This window comes from Ruegeria sp. CDSC042 (genome assembly GCF_059610745.1).
Window position 1 is genome coordinate 68,433 of record NZ_JBXWOF010000002.1, and the last position, 14,127, is coordinate 82,559.

A 14,127-nucleotide genomic window follows, 5' to 3' on the forward strand; every position below is an offset into this window, starting at 1 on the left:
CAAATGCAAAGCGCGCCCTTCGGCGCGCTTTTCTCGTTTCTCAGACGCCAGTGTTGCCGTGCTGCAACGTCCCTGCGTCCTGAAAATCCAGGGGTTGAGTGGAATCACCCCCTGGCCGTAAGCCCAGCCCCCTGATGCAATTACAATCCGGAGTCGGCCCAATGCCAGATCCCAGCCTCGCAAAAGCAATGCCCAAACCCTGATTGCCCGCCAACTGACCGGCGGGCCTTTTTCCCGTTGGAGAGTTGTCATGAAACGCCAAGACATCTCGATGATCCGGCAGATTCTGCCGGAAGAGATGCCATTCTACTATTTTACCGACCGGCAAAGCCCCTGGTTGCTGTGCCAGTCGATGGAGGCCGAAATGTCGGTTTCGGATCTAAAGCAATCGGGGCTGTCCCGTTTGCTGGCGCGTCCTTTGCTGAAACCCATGATCGCGCGGTGCGGCGGGGTTTTGCGGCGGCACGATGTGCTGGCCGTGGCCCATGCGGATCGCGCCGTGCGTCTGGAGGGGCTAAGCCCTGCGGCGTTCCATGGTTTAGAAGCGGTCTATCAGTCCGAATGGCTGGATTTCTGCCTGAGCTTTGAGCGCTGGTCGGGTGAACAAACCACGCGCAAGGCGCATAACCTTGTGGTGCAGTTGGGCTTCCCGACCGAGCATGCCGAGCTGTTGTGGAAATTCGAACAGCGCGCGGCGGTGGGTGCGTTCCAAAGCTGTTGGCACCCGGTACGCACGCATGGCCGTCCGACTCTGGCCTGGTGCCGCTTGGATATAGATTTAACAAGTGGCTTTTGTCTGATTGAAGAAATTCAGTCCGACTGGTTGCGCTTTGTCGGCCATGCCCGGCGTCGGCTGCAATGCCGGGCGCCCCGGTCGCGTGAGTTGCGTTTGACGCGTGAATACGAGCAGGCGCTGCAGCAGAAATACGCGAAAATATGGGCCGAGGTCATGATGTTGGCAGTGTTGGTGCTGCTGCGCGACGAATTCGCCATTCGCGAAGTCTGGATGCACCAGCCAGAACCGGGCGCGCAGCTGAAAGGGATCACCTGGGGGCGGTTGCCGCCGCGGTCGATCTATACCCGTTTACCCCGCAGTTTCGGGTTCGAGCCAACATCCGAGATGCCGGGGTTTCTGGGAAGCAAGCAGCGCAGCGCGGCCCGTAGGGCAGTTCCCAACGGGCAGCCGGTGTTTTGGAGGCTAGCTTTCTGAGCCCCCCTTGGGTCAGGTCCATTTTGTCTTTAGGGTCGCCAATAAAATCAAAGGAGAAATCAATGGGCCTGAACGTCTACCTGTCCGGAGAGATACACACCGACTGGCGCGAGCAGATCATTGACGGGGCGAAAGGGTTGGACATTTCGTTCAACAGCCCTGTCACGGTTCACGAAGCTAGCGACGATTGCGGCGTTGCAATTTTGGGGTCCGAGCCAAACAAGTATTGGCATGACCACAAGGGTGCGATGGTCAATGCGATCCGAACCCGCAAGGGCATTTCAGACGCGGATGTCGTGGTCGTCCGCTTTGGCGATCAATACAAGCAATGGAACGCAGCCTTTGACGCGGGATATGCGGCGGCTTTGGGCAAGTCGATCATCGTAGTGCACGGGCCAGATCATCAGCACGCGTTGAAAGAGGTGGATGCAGCCGCCCTGGCTGTTGCTGAACATCCCTCGCAGGTGGTGGATGTGTTGCGGTATGTTCTGACGGGCAAGCTTCCAAGTTAAATGGATGGGGTGAGGTATTGCCTCACCCCACACGTGTTAACCTGGGGAAGGAATCTGCAGCCCGCGCTGAACGGCGGGACGCGCAAGAAACCGATCAAGATAAGGTTGGAGATTTGCGTACTCATCCCAGCCAACAATGTCTCGGGCACCATAAAAATCCAACCCGCGCAGCCAGGGGACGATTGCAATGTCGGCGATCGAGTAATCCCCGGAGATCCATTCCTGGCCATCAAGTTGATTGTTCACGACATTCAAAAGCCGCTTTGCCTCGTTGAGATAACGCTCACGGGGGCGCGGATCTTCGATCTCTTTCCCGGCGAATTTGTGGAAAAAGCCAAGTTGCCCAAGCATGGGACCAATTCCACCCATCTGGAACATGAGCCATTGGGTAATGCGATGTCTGTCGCTTTGTGTCTGGCCCATGAATTTCCCTGACTTCTCGGCCAGATACAACAGGATCGCACCGCTTTCGAACAGGCCCAGGGGATGTCCATCAGGACCGTTCGGGTCAATGATTGCAGGGATTTTGTTGTTTGGGTTCAGCGACAGGAACTCGGAGCTTTTGACATCCGCATCCGCAAGCGTGACCAGATGCGCCTCGTAGGGCAGGCCAGTTTCCTCAAGCATGATCGAGGCTTTGACGCCATTAGGCGTCGGATAAGAATAGAGCTGAATGACCGAAGGGTCTTTGGCGGGCCATTTGTCTGTAATGGAATAAGACGCAAAATGTGTCATGGGGTCTCCTGAATAAGCCGATTGGGGAAAAATAGTCACGATTTCCCATAAAAACATACATTTTATAGTGCAATTAGCGCACAGTTGCCGTGCGTTTAGGCGCATAAAAATGACAACAGGGAAAGAGGGAAGTTATGTTCCAGGAGTTCAAGACATTCATTGCCAAAGGCAATGTTATGGATATGGCGGTGGGTATCATCATTGGAGCCGCATTTACCGCAATTGTTACGTCTCTTGTTGGCGATCTGATCAATCCATTGATTGGCCTGTTCACGGGTGGGGTTGATTTCACCAACAACTACTCCGTTCTGGCCGGTGATGTCGCCGAAGGGGCGAGCCTGGAAGCGGCGCGGGAAACCGGTGCTTCTGTTTTTGCATATGGTGCGTTCATCATGGCGATCATCAACTTTCTGATCATCGCCTGGGTGGTTTTCATGCTGGTCAAAATGGTGAACCGGGTCAAAGAGGCGGCAGAAGAGGAAGCACCGGCGGAAGAAGAAGCGCCAGCCGGGCCAAGCGAGCTGGACATCCTGATGGAAATCCGCGACGCACTGAAAAAGTGACTCCTGCAGTTACGGCAGAAGAGGAGCCCACCAGATAGGTGGGATTCAATTAACGATCTGAAAGCAGAAGGAAACCCGAATTGGAGCAGACGATGGAAATGGCAAATCAAGCCATGGATATGGCAAACGGCTATGTGCCAATCTTGATGAGTGCGGGCAAGGCTCTGATTGTTCTGATATTGGGCTGGATTGCGGCAGGTATGATCGCTGGGGTTGTTCGCCGCCGTATCAACAAAACGCCCCATATTGATCCGACGCTGGGCAATTTTGCCGCCAGCATGATCAAATGGGCCATTCTGGCCATGGTAATTGTGGCTGTTCTGGGCATCTTCGGGATCGAAGCAACCAGTATCGTTGCCATTTTGGGCGCTGCTTCGCTGGCCATAGGCCTGGCGCTGCAGGGTACACTTAGTGATCTGGCGGCAGGCGTGATGTTGGTTGTCTTCCGGCCGTATAAGCTTGGTCAATATGTCGACATCGGCGGAACAGCCGGAACTGTCAAAGATCTGAATCTGTTCACGACCGAACTCGTGACCCCCGACAATGTGCAGATCATTGTACCCAATGGCCAGGCTTGGGGGTCAGTTATCACCAACTACTCGGCACACGAGACGCGTCGTGTAGATTTGGTGTTTGGTATCGACTATGGCGATAGCGCGGATGAGGCGATGAAAATCATCCTGGACCTCGCAATGGCTGATGGGCGCATCCACGGCGATCCCGAGCCCTGGGTGCGGGTCACAAATCTGGGGGACAGCTCGGTCGATCTGACGGCGCGCTTGTGGTGTGCCGCTGTCGATTATTGGGATGTCAAATTTGAAATGACCAAAGCAGTCAAAGAAGCGTTTGATGCAAAAGGCGTTTCGATTCCATACCCGCATTCGGTCGAGATCCAGAAACAGGGATGATGCTCCCGCCCGTCGCTCGGGCAATAAAATACCCTCCTCCGGTTGGGCCCGGCGCCGCGCTAATCGCGCGGCGTCGTTGTTTTTGGTGCCCCGTTCAACGCTGTGAACAGGTCACGCCGCTTCGAAGAGGCGGCGCTATGCCCAACGCTGCAAACGCCCTCGGGAGAGGGCGCTTCAGGGGCTGGAGGGTTTCGTCAGGATTTGATGACAACGTTGGGGGATACCACGTCAATCCCAAGCGCTTTGCCAACCGCATAATAGGTGAGTTGGCCGGCGTGAACGTTCAAGCCAGCCAGCAGGTGCGGATCATCCTGACAGGCCTGTTTCCATCCTTTATCCGCCAGTGCCAGCATGAACGGCATTGTGGCGTTGCCCAGTGCTATTGTTGACGTTCTTGCAACCGCGCCGGGCATGTTGGCCACGCAGTAATGCATGACGCCGTCAACTTCATAGATCGGGTCCGCATGGGTTGTGGCCTTTGAGGTTTCAAAACAGCCGCCCTGGTCGATGGCAACATCCACCAGAACCGCGCCGGGTTTCATGGTGGACAGCTGCGCGCGCGTCACCAGTTTCGGCGCTGCCGCACCCGGGATCAGCACAGCGCCAATCACCATGTCGGCGGTCTGGATCAGCTCCGCGGTCGCACCTGCAGTTGAATACTGGTTCTTGAACTGACCGCCGAACACGTCGTCCAGATAACGCAGCCGGGGCAGGGACCGGTCCAGTACCGTCACATCCGCGCCCATACCTGCGGCGATCTTGGCGGCATGGGTGCCGACGACGCCTCCACCGATAACCACAACTTTTGCTGGACCAACGCCGGGGACGCCACCCATCAGAACTCCGCGGCCGCCATTGGCCTTTTGCAGCGTCCAAGATCCGACCTGTGGTGCCAGACGGCCCGCAACCTCGGACATGGGTGCAAGCAGGGGCAGACCTCCATTTGCATCGGTCACTGTCTCATAGGCGATAGCCGTACAGCCCGATTCCAGCAGGTCATTGGTCTGATCCGGATCCGGGGCCAGATGCAGGTAGGTGAACAAAAGCTGCCCTTCACGCAGCATCTTGCGTTCGCCCGCCTGGGGTTCTTTGACTTTGACAATCATATCTGCGGTGGCAAAAACTTCTTCTGCACTGTCCACGATGCGGGCACCTGCGGCGACGTAATCATCGTTATCAAACCCGGCGCCAATGCCAGCTCCGTTTTCGATTATCACGTCATGGCCACGAGACACCGCCTCTTGTGCGGCGTTGGGCGTCATGCCGACACGGAATTCCTGCGGCTTGATTTCTTTGGGGCAACCGATTTTCATTAGGTCTCTCCGTTCCTAAACTGCCTAAATAATGGGCGGTTTCGGGTGCAATTTCTGTGAAACTCTGCCCGCATTCCGGCTTTTCTTCGGGAAAATCTTCGCTACAATGGGTAAAACCCGCAAAGGAATTGCGTGGATGAGCCTTGATACGACAGATAGAAAGATTCTGGCCGCCTTGCAGCGGAATGGTCGTATGTCGAATGCCGAATTGTCCGAGCAGGTGAATTTGTCGCCTTCGGCCTGCCACAGGCGGGTACAGAGGCTTGAGGCCGATGGCTATATCCGCAACTACGTTGCCTTGTTGGACGCGCGCAAGATGAATGTGCCAACAACGGTGTTTGTCGAGATCACCTTGCAGGGCCAGGCCGAGGAAGTACTGGAGGCTTTTGAGAAAGCCGTTGCGCGGATCCCGGATGTTTTGGAATGCCACCTGATGGCAGGAACTGCGGACTACATCCTGAAGGTCGTTGCCGAAAACACCGAGGATTTCGCCCGCATCCACCGCCAATATCTGTCTCGACTTCCAGGCGTGGCGCAGATGCAAAGTTCATTCGCGCTTCGGACTGTGTTCAAGACGACGGCGTTGCCGGTTTAACCTAGGCTGGGCCGGGATAGGTGAAAATCACCAGATGCGCCGCGTTAAAGGCGAAATGCATCAGAACCGGAACCCAAAGACGTCCTGTCGCGTAAAATCCCAGGCCACATGCCGCGCCAAGAAGGGCTGCAAAGAAAACCAATGCAGGTCCACCTGCAAAATGTGCAAGCCCGAAAAGCAGGCTGGCCGCAGCAATCCCCGCAGCAGCCCCCAGGCGTTTGGAAAGTGCTGATTGCAGATAGCCACGGAAAAAGGCCTCTTCCGTGAGGCAGGTCAGAAACAGGTTGGAAAGTGCAAAGATCATCCACCAATGGGGAAGGGTGAACTCTGGCCGGATGGCACCAACTGAGAGGCCCAGTAGAAACAGGGCCGGCAATGCGACCAGCCCGACCGCCAGCGGCGATTTGCGTATATACGCTACCCCATCATTCATGCGTGGCCAGGCCAGAAGGACGGCGAACAGGATCAGAGGCTTGTCCAGGTTCAGGTACATCGTGAAATCGGTGCTGCCCGGACCGGAATGAACCCGGTCCAGTACCAGAAGGTTATGAAAGCCCGGAACCAGATGTGCGCCCATGGCCAAGCACCACAGGATCAAGGCGATATGTCCAACAAAGGAAAACGCACCGTTCAAACCGCGTAGCATCAACGCCCCGGCAAGACCTGCTGACGAAATAGCTGCGGCAAAGGGCGTGACCAGACCCAAGGTCAGGGCAATCAGGCCAAAACAGGTCAGCAGAACGAACCCCAAAGACCATTTCCCCGAAACAGCGCATATCTGCGCGGCGATCAGGATAAACCAGGGCCAAACAACCGGCAGAACAGATATGAAATGCGCCACGGCCCCTCTCTGAAATGACCTGTGCTTTGATGCCCTCAGAACACTCGGGCTGGCAAGTCGTGTTAACAGGCTTCATACAAACTGAAGTAGGGGTGGTTCTGGCGATTGAATGATCCAGCCGAGGGGAAATGCCAAGTTTCCGATTTCCTGGGGCAGTGATCTTGCTGACCCCGGCAGATAAGCTTAGAAAAAGGCTTTCATCTACCTCTGTGATGACATCAGGCGGTTACACGCGCCTGATAGGGTCCTGACCCGAGAATTGATAAGGAGCAGACCTTGACCGACGAGTTTAACCATGCACCAAAAGACTGGCTCGAAGCCGAGTTGGAAGACGCGCTGGACGAAGATTTTGAGATCGAATTCAGCGAGCCCATGCTGTCGGTGGAAGTGCGGAAGATCTACAAGGATCAGCATCCCGACATGCTGGATCGCAAGGTCTATTTCCGTAACTTGCTACGACTTCAGGCTGAACTGATCAAGGTGCAGGACTGGGTGCAACATACCGGTGCCAAGGTCTGTATCCTGTTTGAAGGCCGGGACAGTGCTGGCAAGGGTGGGGTGATTAAGCGGATTACGCAGCGCCTGAATCCGCGTGTTGCCCGGGTGGTTGCTCTGCCGGCGCCCAGTCGTCGTGAGCAGAGCCAGTGGTATTTCCAGCGTTACGTCCCGCATCTGCCCGCCGCCGGTGAGATCGTTCTGTTCGATCGGTCCTGGTATAACCGTGCCGGGGTCGAAAGGGTGATGGGGTTTGCCAGCAAAGATCAGGTTGATCAGTTCTTTCAGGACGTTCCCGAATTCGAACGGATGTTGGTTCGATCCGGGATCATCTTGCTGAAATACTGGTTCTCGATCACGGATGAGGAACAGCAGCTGCGATTCCTTATGCGGATTCACGATCCTATGAAACAGTGGAAACTGTCCCCCATGGATCTGGAATCCCGTATCCGCTGGGAGGCCTATACCAAAGCCAAAGAGGACATGCTGTTCCGTACCAACATCCGAGAGGCGCCCTGGTACATCGTCGAAGGCAACGACAAAAAGCGTGAGCGCCTGAACTGTATTGAGCATCTTCTGACCAAGATCCCCTATACGGATGTACCGCAGGAAAAAGTTGATCTCCCGGATCGCAAATATAATCCGGAATACGAACGGCGTGTTTTGCCGGACGAGCTGTACGTGCCCAAGATTTACTGATCACGAAAAACGCCCCCGGATTCCGGGGGCGTGGCTTTAGTTTTCGCTTGTCCGGCCTTCAGAACACAAAGTCGTCTCTGGCCAGGTCCGATAACAAGGTATCTTCTAGTGTCAGGGTGTGGCCGTTACCGGCATCGATGATGACGTCATTTCCGGATTGCGAAATGTGGTTCTTCATCAGATCGTTATACCCAACGATAGACTTGGCCTGCCGGAGGTTGACGATATCCTCGTCGGTGAAATCCGTCACAGTATCCGCGCCCTTGGTGAAGTAGAATTGATCCACTCCGGTGCCACCGGTCATGACATCTGCACCATTGCCACCAAGCAATTTATCGTTGCCAGCGCCACCGATAAGAATGTCGTTGTCCTGCCCGCCTTTAAGCACATCGTTTCCGGCGCCGCCGTCCAGCTGGTCAATGCCATAGCCGCCTTTCAGAAGGTCTTTGCCATCACCCCCATTCAGGTCGTCATTATCAGCTCCGCCAACCAGAGTGTCATTTCCGCCTTCGCCGTTCAGGGTGTCGTCGCCGGAGCGGCCAAGCAGCTTATCTCGGCCGCCGCCACCAACCAGGGTATCATCACCGCCGCGCCCATCCAAAAGGCCAGACTGTCCGGATTTCAAAACGAACCAGTCATCCGCAGCAGTGCCGATCTTGCCAGCCCTGACGTCCAACTGCCCCGAGGGCGGTGGAGGTGTGGAACCACCGGAACCACCCGAACTGCTGGTATCAAGCTGCAAAGGCGCAGAGGTCCGTGCAAAGTTCTGGGTCACCATGATGGCGTTCCAGCCGTCATAGTTTCCGACCTCAATCCCAATTCCGATAACGGTCACGTTGGCGTCCAGAATATTCGCGCGATGGCCGGAACTGTTCATCAGGCTGTTGTGCAGATCCTGAACGTCATCCGACAGCCCCGGCGCACCGCGGACACTCTGCCATGCGATGTTTTCAGTCGCGCGCCAGCTTCCGGAGAATTCGAAGCCCGCATCTTCCATTCTGTCCGATGGTCGCGAACCTCCGGCGCCGGTATGGCTGAACTTATCGACGTTCAGCATCCACTCGCTGTGATCTTCCGCCGCTGCGTTCAGCCGAAGCTCAAGCTTGACCGGTTGTAAGCCCGCCTTCGCCCGCTCTGCATTGATCAATGCGAGCATCTGCCGTTCTAGATCGCTGGCCGTTGACATGATTCTGCCTCCAATAGATTGCGTTATTTTGGCGGGACATTAGTGGCGAGAACTTGGCGACGAGAAGACACAATCGTGCCGCTCGCGGTTGGTGGGCAGATCGCCACCGGAAGTTGAATCTGAGTTCGCGATTTATCGCGCATTGACGCTGGGTTGCGTCAGCCAGTCGCGAAAAAGCGCGCAACGTCACCCTGAAAACGACAAACCCCCGGGCGATGCCTCGGGGGTCGTCAAATAGTGTCATCCAAAACTGGACGAGGAAGGTGCTTAGAGCAAACCTTCGCGCTGTGCTTTCTTACGTGCCAGTTTACGGGCACGGCGGATCGCTTCAGCTTTCTCGCGCGCTTTTTTCTCGGACGGTTTCTCGAAATGTTGCTTAAGCTTCATTTCGCGGAACACGCCTTCGCGCTGCAGCTTTTTCTTCAGGGCACGAAGCGCCTGATCGACGTTATTGTCGCGAACACTAACCTGCATGTGGTTGTCACCACCTTTCTAGATAGAGTTGCAAGGAAATTGCAGGAATTGGCCGTATAGCAAAGCGCCTCTATCTTGTCTAGTACTGGTCCTGATAACCGGAGAACCGCCATGACCACCACCTATGAAGACGCCAAGCAGCAGCTTTTGGATGCGATGCTGACACATGTTCCCTTCGATGGCTGGTCGGAAACCAGCTTTCGCGCGGCGATTGAAGAATGTGGAATGGATGACGTTCTGGTGCGTGCGATTTGTCCGCGTGGTGCCGTTGACCTGGCGTTGGCATTTCATGCGCGCGGGGACGCAGTGATGGCAGATCGCCTTAAAACTGAGGATTTGGGCGATATCAAATTCCGTGACCGGATCGCCGCTGCCATCCGGTTCCGGCTGCAGGCCGTGCCGGATAAGGAACTCGTGCGCCGGGGTATGACCATGTTTTCGCTGCCAAGCCACGCGGCTGATGGCGCAAGGGCAGTATGGCAAACCTGTGATCTGATCTGGGACACGTTGGGAGATACGTCGGACGACGTGAACTGGTACACCAAGCGGGCGACATTGTCGGGGGTCTATTCCTCGACCCTGTTGTTCTGGTTGGGGGACGATTCGCCCGGGAATCAGAAAACGTGGGAGTTTCTGGACCGTCGTATCGACAATGTCATGCAGTTCGAAAAGCTTAAGGGGCAGGTGAGGGACAATCCTCTGTTCAGACCGTTTCTTGCTGTTCCGAATTGGCTGGCCGGGCAGGTGAAGGCTCCGACTAAAACCCACGGCAGGCTTCCCGGATTCCTGACACCGCGCAAGTAGTCCTCTTGCTACTGGGCCTTGACGTTTCAGCCTGCTAGGCATTGGCCAAAGGAGATCTACCCATGACTCAGATGATGCGCGCCATTGAAATCACCGAACCCGGCGGTCCGGATGTTCTGCAACTGACAGAACGCCCGATGCCCCATGCATTGGCCGGTCAAGTGATCCTCAAAGTCGCCTATGCGGGGGTGAACCGCCCGGATGCTCTGCAGCGCGCCGGTGCCTATAATCCACCTCCGGGTGCCAGTGATCTGCCGGGTCTTGAGGCCGCGGGTGAGGTCGTGGCCGTCGGGGCGGGGGTCGAAGACCTATCTGTTGGCGATCAGGTCTGTGCTTTGCTGCCGGGCGGCGGCTATGCCGAATATGTGGCCACACCTGCGGCACATTGTTTGCCGGTGCCAGCGGGGATGGGCCTGAAAGAAGCCGCCTGCCTGCCAGAGACCTTCTTTACCGTCTGGTCCAACGTCTTTATGCGCGGCAGCCTGAAGGCCGGTGAGCGGTTTCTGGTGCATGGTGGTTCCAGTGGTATCGGCACAACGGCGATTCAGCTGGCGAACGCCTTTGGAGCGCGGGTTTTTGCTACTGCAGGCTCGGCTGAAAAATGTGAGGCCTGTGAAAAGCTGGGTGCCGAACAGGCGATCAACTACCGTGACGCGGATTTCGTAGCCGCGATGCGGGCCGAGGGCGGGGCGAATCTGATACTGGACATGGTGGGCGGCGACTATATCCCACGCAACGTCAAGGCGCTGGCCGAGGATGGGCGGCTGGTGCAGATAGCCTTCCTTCAGGGGCCCGTGGTCGAGCTGAATTTTGCGCTTATGATGGTCAAACGGCTGACCTTGACTGGCAGTACCCTGCGCCCGCAAAGCGATCTGGCCAAGGCAAAAATCGCTTCGGATCTGCACGAAGCGGTCTGGCCCTTGCTCGAGGCGGGAAAAGTTGCCCCTGTTATGGATAGTGAGTTTGATCTGGCTGATGCGGCGGCGGCCCATGCCCGGATGGAAAGCTCTGGCCATATTGGCAAGATTGTTCTGAAAGTTGCGGGATAAAGCTGTGTTTCAGGCCACGGCACGCCGATAGAGATGCCAGGTGGCGTGGCCCAGTACCGGCATCACGACGATCAGGCCCAGCAACATCGGGATCGCTCCGATGACCAGCAGCGCAGCAACGATGAATCCCCAGCTCAGGATGACGCCCGGATTGTGACGCAACACCCGTACGGATGTCACCACGGCGACCGGAACGCCCACTTTGCGGTCCAGCAGCAGCGGAAAGCTGACGACGCTGATTGCCAGGGCGACGAGGGCAAACAGAAACCCAACAGCGTTCCCGAACAAGATCATGGTCCATCCAGCGGCGGTGGTGAACACTTGGGTTAGAAAGGCACCCAGCGACGCGGGCAGGTCAGGGCCGAGTGTCTGAACATAGATGCTCTGCGCGACCATCAGCCAGACCAGAAACAGCATGACCATGTAAAACGCCAAAGCCAGAATTGCACCCAGGGAAGGGGACCGGAACACGCCAAACGCATCCAGCCATCCAGCCTCGCCACCTTGTTCTCGTTTGCGGCTGATTTCGTACAGGCCAAGGGCGGCTACCGGACCCACAAGCGCAAAACCACCAACCAGCGGTGCCAGCAGTGGAACCATGTTTGTGTTCAGCCCAATTCCGAACATCAGAAAACCTGCGATCGGATAGATGAGCACCACGAAAATCGCATCGGCCCTTGTATCCAGAAAATCGCTGTATCCTGCCCTCAGGCAGGCCCAAAGATCATCCATCGTCAGCGTACGAACCACTGGCAGGTGTCGTGTATCCGCGCTGCCGATATGGCTGATATTTTCAGCTAGGTGATCCCCGGTTGCACCTATGTTCCGTGCCGCCCAGGTGATCGGATTGCCAATCGTTTTGTCCATTGCCGTCCCCTCCTGCATTGCGATGTTGCGCAGCGGGGTCAATCCGGCGACTTGTTGCTTTTGGCCGGACCAGCCAGCAACGCCTTGGGCATAGTATAGCACAAATTTTCGCGTTTGGGTTGCGCCTCGCGTAATCGTGTCGATTGCCCTGCGTCACAGGCATGTTAGCTTGGCCTGAGGCTAGAGGAGGACAACATGCAGAAAACGGCACGAACCGTCGTCATCCATGAACACGGCGGCCCCGAGGTTCTGAAGATCGAAGATCGCCCACTTGGTGAACCCGGCCCCGGTGAGGTTCGTATTCGTCATCATGCCTGCGGGCTGAATTTCATTGATGTATATCAGCGCACTGGGCTGTATCCGCTGGATCTGCCTCAGGCTTTGGGCATGGAGGCCGCTGGCGTGATCGAAGCCGTCGGGGAAGGTGTAACGCATCTGGAACTCGGGCAGCGCGCGGCCTATGCTGCCTCTCCGCCCGGAGCCTATTGCGAGGCACGGGTCATGCCCGCCGCACAGGTGTGCCCGCTTCCGGATGGAATTTCTTTTGATGCGGCGGCCGCGATGATGCTCAAGGGGATGACAGTCGAATATCTGTTTCATCGCACCACACCGCTGAAACGCGGGGATACCGTGCTGTTTCATGCAGCTGCCGGGGGTGTTGGCTTGATTGCCTGCCAATGGGCCAAATCCGAAGGGATCACGTTGATCGGTACTGCCGGAACCGATGAAAAATGCAGTTTGGCGCAGTTCAATGGTGCCGCGCATTGCATCAATTACCGGACCGAGAACTTTGCCGAGCGCGTTGCGCAGATCACCAAGGGCAAAGGCGTAGACGCGGTGATGGATTCCATCGGGTCGGACACGTTTGACGGATCGCTCGACAGCCTGAAACCGCTTGGCATGATGATCTCGTTCGGCAATGCCTCTGGCCCGGTGCCTCTGATCGACATTGGCATTCTGGCCAAGAAAGGATCGCTCAAGATAACGCGGCCAACGCTCTTCACACATATTTCGGACCACGCGGTCTGTCAGGCCATGGCGCGGCGCCTGTTCAACAAGGTCGAAGGCGGCGAGATCAAAATCCACATTGATCAGAGGTTCCCGCTGGATCAGGTGGCCGAGGCCCATCGCGCACTTGAGGCGCGCCAAACCACAGGCAGCACTGTTCTTGAGCTGTAAATGAAAGGAACCCGGCGTTTGTGCCGGGTTCCGTCACTGTTTTCTTAGAACCGGTAGGTGGCGCGGGCCTGGATTGTGGTCGCGTCCACATCAATTCCGGTCGAATCGAAATCGTTGAATTCGTGATACAGGATTTCGCCTCCAACGCTGACATTGGGGGCGACAATTTGTTCATACCCAGCGCCGATGAACCAACCATCGTCACTGCCAAGATTGTCCGTACTCGCCTCGGCATAGCCCCCGATACCATATAGCAGCCCCACCGGAGTCACTTTGTATCCGGCGCGTGCTTTCAGGCGCCAAACGTCTTCGACCTCGACGCCGGGGGTCAGTTCAATGCTGGTCCAGTCATAGTCAAAACCGCCACCGACAACCCAATCCCCCAGATCATAATCATATCCCAACACGATACCGCCAATCGCGCCATCACCGTCGACGCCCGAAACATTGGTGTCGATATCGGCATAGCCGACCTGAAGGCCGCCGTAAAAGCCCGTCCAGTTGCCCGAGGATTGCGCCGAGGCGCCTCCGGCCGCAATAGAGGCGATAAAGGCCGCAATAAAAAATCTACCTGTCATTCTGTTAACCTTTCTTTCGAATTGGTCTTCAGCAAACCTGTGCTGCTCATTTGTACGTGGTATTGCCAGGGCCCGGTCTGACGACCGGATCGCTGTTTTTTGGCTGTTTCCGTACGTGT

At 56.5% G+C, this 14,127-nt stretch carries 16 protein-coding genes; 9 read left to right on the top strand and 7 right to left on the bottom strand.

Annotated elements, in window-relative coordinates:
* Nucleotides 1-250 precede the first annotated feature (250 nt).
* Both AC2FHX_RS05985 and AC2FHX_RS05990 read left to right on the top strand, forming a co-directional pair.
* Nucleotides 251-1,210 carry a hypothetical protein gene (locus AC2FHX_RS05985; RefSeq protein ID WP_496700999.1) on the top strand — a complete coding sequence of 320 codons (960 nt, stop codon included), beginning with the start codon at nucleotides 251-253 and terminating at the stop codon, nucleotides 1,208-1,210.
* 62 nt (nucleotides 1,211-1,272) lie between these two features.
* The gene (locus tag AC2FHX_RS05990; protein ID WP_271948554.1) at nucleotides 1,273-1,722 is read left to right on the top strand and encodes a YtoQ family protein; all 450 of its coding nucleotides are present in this window, start codon (nucleotides 1,273-1,275) and stop codon (nucleotides 1,720-1,722) included.
* A 36-nt stretch (nucleotides 1,723-1,758) separates the two neighbouring features.
* On the opposite strand, the gene AC2FHX_RS05995 is transcribed toward AC2FHX_RS05990, so the two are convergent.
* Nucleotides 1,759-2,457 (bottom strand): glutathione S-transferase family protein, encoded by a 699-nt coding sequence (locus tag AC2FHX_RS05995; RefSeq protein WP_496691849.1) that lies wholly within the window; start codon nucleotides 2,455-2,457, stop codon nucleotides 1,759-1,761.
* A gap of 134 nt (nucleotides 2,458-2,591) precedes the next feature.
* Here AC2FHX_RS05995 and mscL point away from each other — a divergent pair, with 134 nt between their 5' ends.
* Both mscL and AC2FHX_RS06005 read left to right on the top strand, forming a co-directional pair.
* Nucleotides 2,592-3,020: a large conductance mechanosensitive channel protein MscL gene (gene mscL / locus AC2FHX_RS06000; protein ID WP_142635318.1), complete on the top strand. Its 429-nt coding sequence runs from the start codon at nucleotides 2,592-2,594 to the stop codon at nucleotides 3,018-3,020.
* Nucleotides 3,021-3,118: 98 nt separating this feature from the next.
* On the top strand, nucleotides 3,119-3,928 hold the full coding sequence (locus AC2FHX_RS06005; RefSeq protein ID WP_281995264.1) for a mechanosensitive ion channel family protein: 810 nt from the start codon (nucleotides 3,119-3,121) through the stop codon (nucleotides 3,926-3,928).
* 194 nt (nucleotides 3,929-4,122) lie between these two features.
* Here AC2FHX_RS06005 and ald read toward each other — a convergent pair whose 3' ends face one another.
* A complete protein-coding gene (ald, locus tag AC2FHX_RS06010; protein ID WP_496700996.1) occupies nucleotides 4,123-5,241 on the bottom strand; it encodes an alanine dehydrogenase in 1,119 nt (372 codons plus the stop codon).
* A 136-nt stretch (nucleotides 5,242-5,377) separates the two neighbouring features.
* Here ald and AC2FHX_RS06015 point away from each other — a divergent pair, with 136 nt between their 5' ends.
* On the top strand, nucleotides 5,378-5,836 hold the full coding sequence (locus AC2FHX_RS06015; protein ID WP_142635322.1) for an Lrp/AsnC family transcriptional regulator: 459 nt from the start codon (nucleotides 5,378-5,380) through the stop codon (nucleotides 5,834-5,836).
* Nucleotide 5,837: 1 nt separating this feature from the next.
* Here AC2FHX_RS06015 and AC2FHX_RS06020 read toward each other — a convergent pair whose 3' ends face one another.
* Complete coding sequence (locus tag AC2FHX_RS06020; RefSeq protein WP_496700994.1) at nucleotides 5,838-6,677, bottom strand: CPBP family intramembrane glutamic endopeptidase; 840 nt, start codon at nucleotides 6,675-6,677, stop codon at nucleotides 5,838-5,840.
* A gap of 276 nt (nucleotides 6,678-6,953) precedes the next feature.
* On the opposite strand from AC2FHX_RS06020, the gene ppk2 reads away from it, so the two are divergent.
* Nucleotides 6,954-7,871: a polyphosphate kinase 2 gene (gene ppk2, locus AC2FHX_RS06025; protein WP_496689073.1), complete on the top strand. Its 918-nt coding sequence runs from the start codon at nucleotides 6,954-6,956 to the stop codon at nucleotides 7,869-7,871.
* 58 nt (nucleotides 7,872-7,929) lie between these two features.
* Here the strand turns inward: ppk2 and AC2FHX_RS06030 are convergent, their stop codons facing one another.
* Together AC2FHX_RS06030 and rpsU are read right to left on the bottom strand one after the other, a co-directional pair.
* Nucleotides 7,930-9,057 carry a CAP domain-containing protein gene (locus AC2FHX_RS06030; RefSeq protein WP_496693539.1) on the bottom strand — a complete coding sequence of 376 codons (1,128 nt, stop codon included), beginning with the start codon at nucleotides 9,055-9,057 and terminating at the stop codon, nucleotides 7,930-7,932.
* Between the two features lie 267 nt (nucleotides 9,058-9,324).
* On the bottom strand, nucleotides 9,325-9,531 hold the full coding sequence (gene rpsU / locus AC2FHX_RS06035) for a 30S ribosomal protein S21 (protein ID WP_005614280.1): 207 nt from the start codon (nucleotides 9,529-9,531) through the stop codon (nucleotides 9,325-9,327).
* Between the two features lie 111 nt (nucleotides 9,532-9,642).
* Here rpsU and AC2FHX_RS06040 point away from each other — a divergent pair, with 111 nt between their 5' ends.
* Both AC2FHX_RS06040 and AC2FHX_RS06045 read left to right on the top strand, forming a co-directional pair.
* Nucleotides 9,643-10,335, top strand: coding sequence for a COQ9 family protein (locus tag AC2FHX_RS06040; RefSeq protein ID WP_496700992.1), 693 nt, complete (start codon nucleotides 9,643-9,645; stop codon nucleotides 10,333-10,335).
* A 62-nt stretch (nucleotides 10,336-10,397) separates the two neighbouring features.
* Complete coding sequence (locus AC2FHX_RS06045; protein ID WP_496700990.1) at nucleotides 10,398-11,384, top strand: NAD(P)H-quinone oxidoreductase; 987 nt, start codon at nucleotides 10,398-10,400, stop codon at nucleotides 11,382-11,384.
* A gap of 9 nt (nucleotides 11,385-11,393) precedes the next feature.
* Here the strand turns inward: AC2FHX_RS06045 and AC2FHX_RS06050 are convergent, their stop codons facing one another.
* Nucleotides 11,394-12,251, bottom strand: a complete 858-nt coding sequence (locus AC2FHX_RS06050; protein ID WP_496689066.1) for a DUF2189 domain-containing protein — start codon at nucleotides 12,249-12,251, stop codon at nucleotides 11,394-11,396.
* Between the two features lie 195 nt (nucleotides 12,252-12,446).
* Between AC2FHX_RS06050 and AC2FHX_RS06055 the strand changes: the two genes are divergently transcribed.
* A complete protein-coding gene (locus AC2FHX_RS06055; RefSeq protein WP_496700988.1) occupies nucleotides 12,447-13,430 on the top strand; it encodes a quinone oxidoreductase family protein in 984 nt (327 codons plus the stop codon).
* A 44-nt stretch (nucleotides 13,431-13,474) separates the two neighbouring features.
* Here the strand turns inward: AC2FHX_RS06055 and AC2FHX_RS06060 are convergent, their stop codons facing one another.
* Nucleotides 13,475-14,008 (bottom strand): outer membrane protein, encoded by a 534-nt coding sequence (locus AC2FHX_RS06060; RefSeq protein ID WP_271948532.1) that lies wholly within the window; start codon nucleotides 14,006-14,008, stop codon nucleotides 13,475-13,477.
* Between the last annotated feature and the right edge of the window lie 119 nt (nucleotides 14,009-14,127).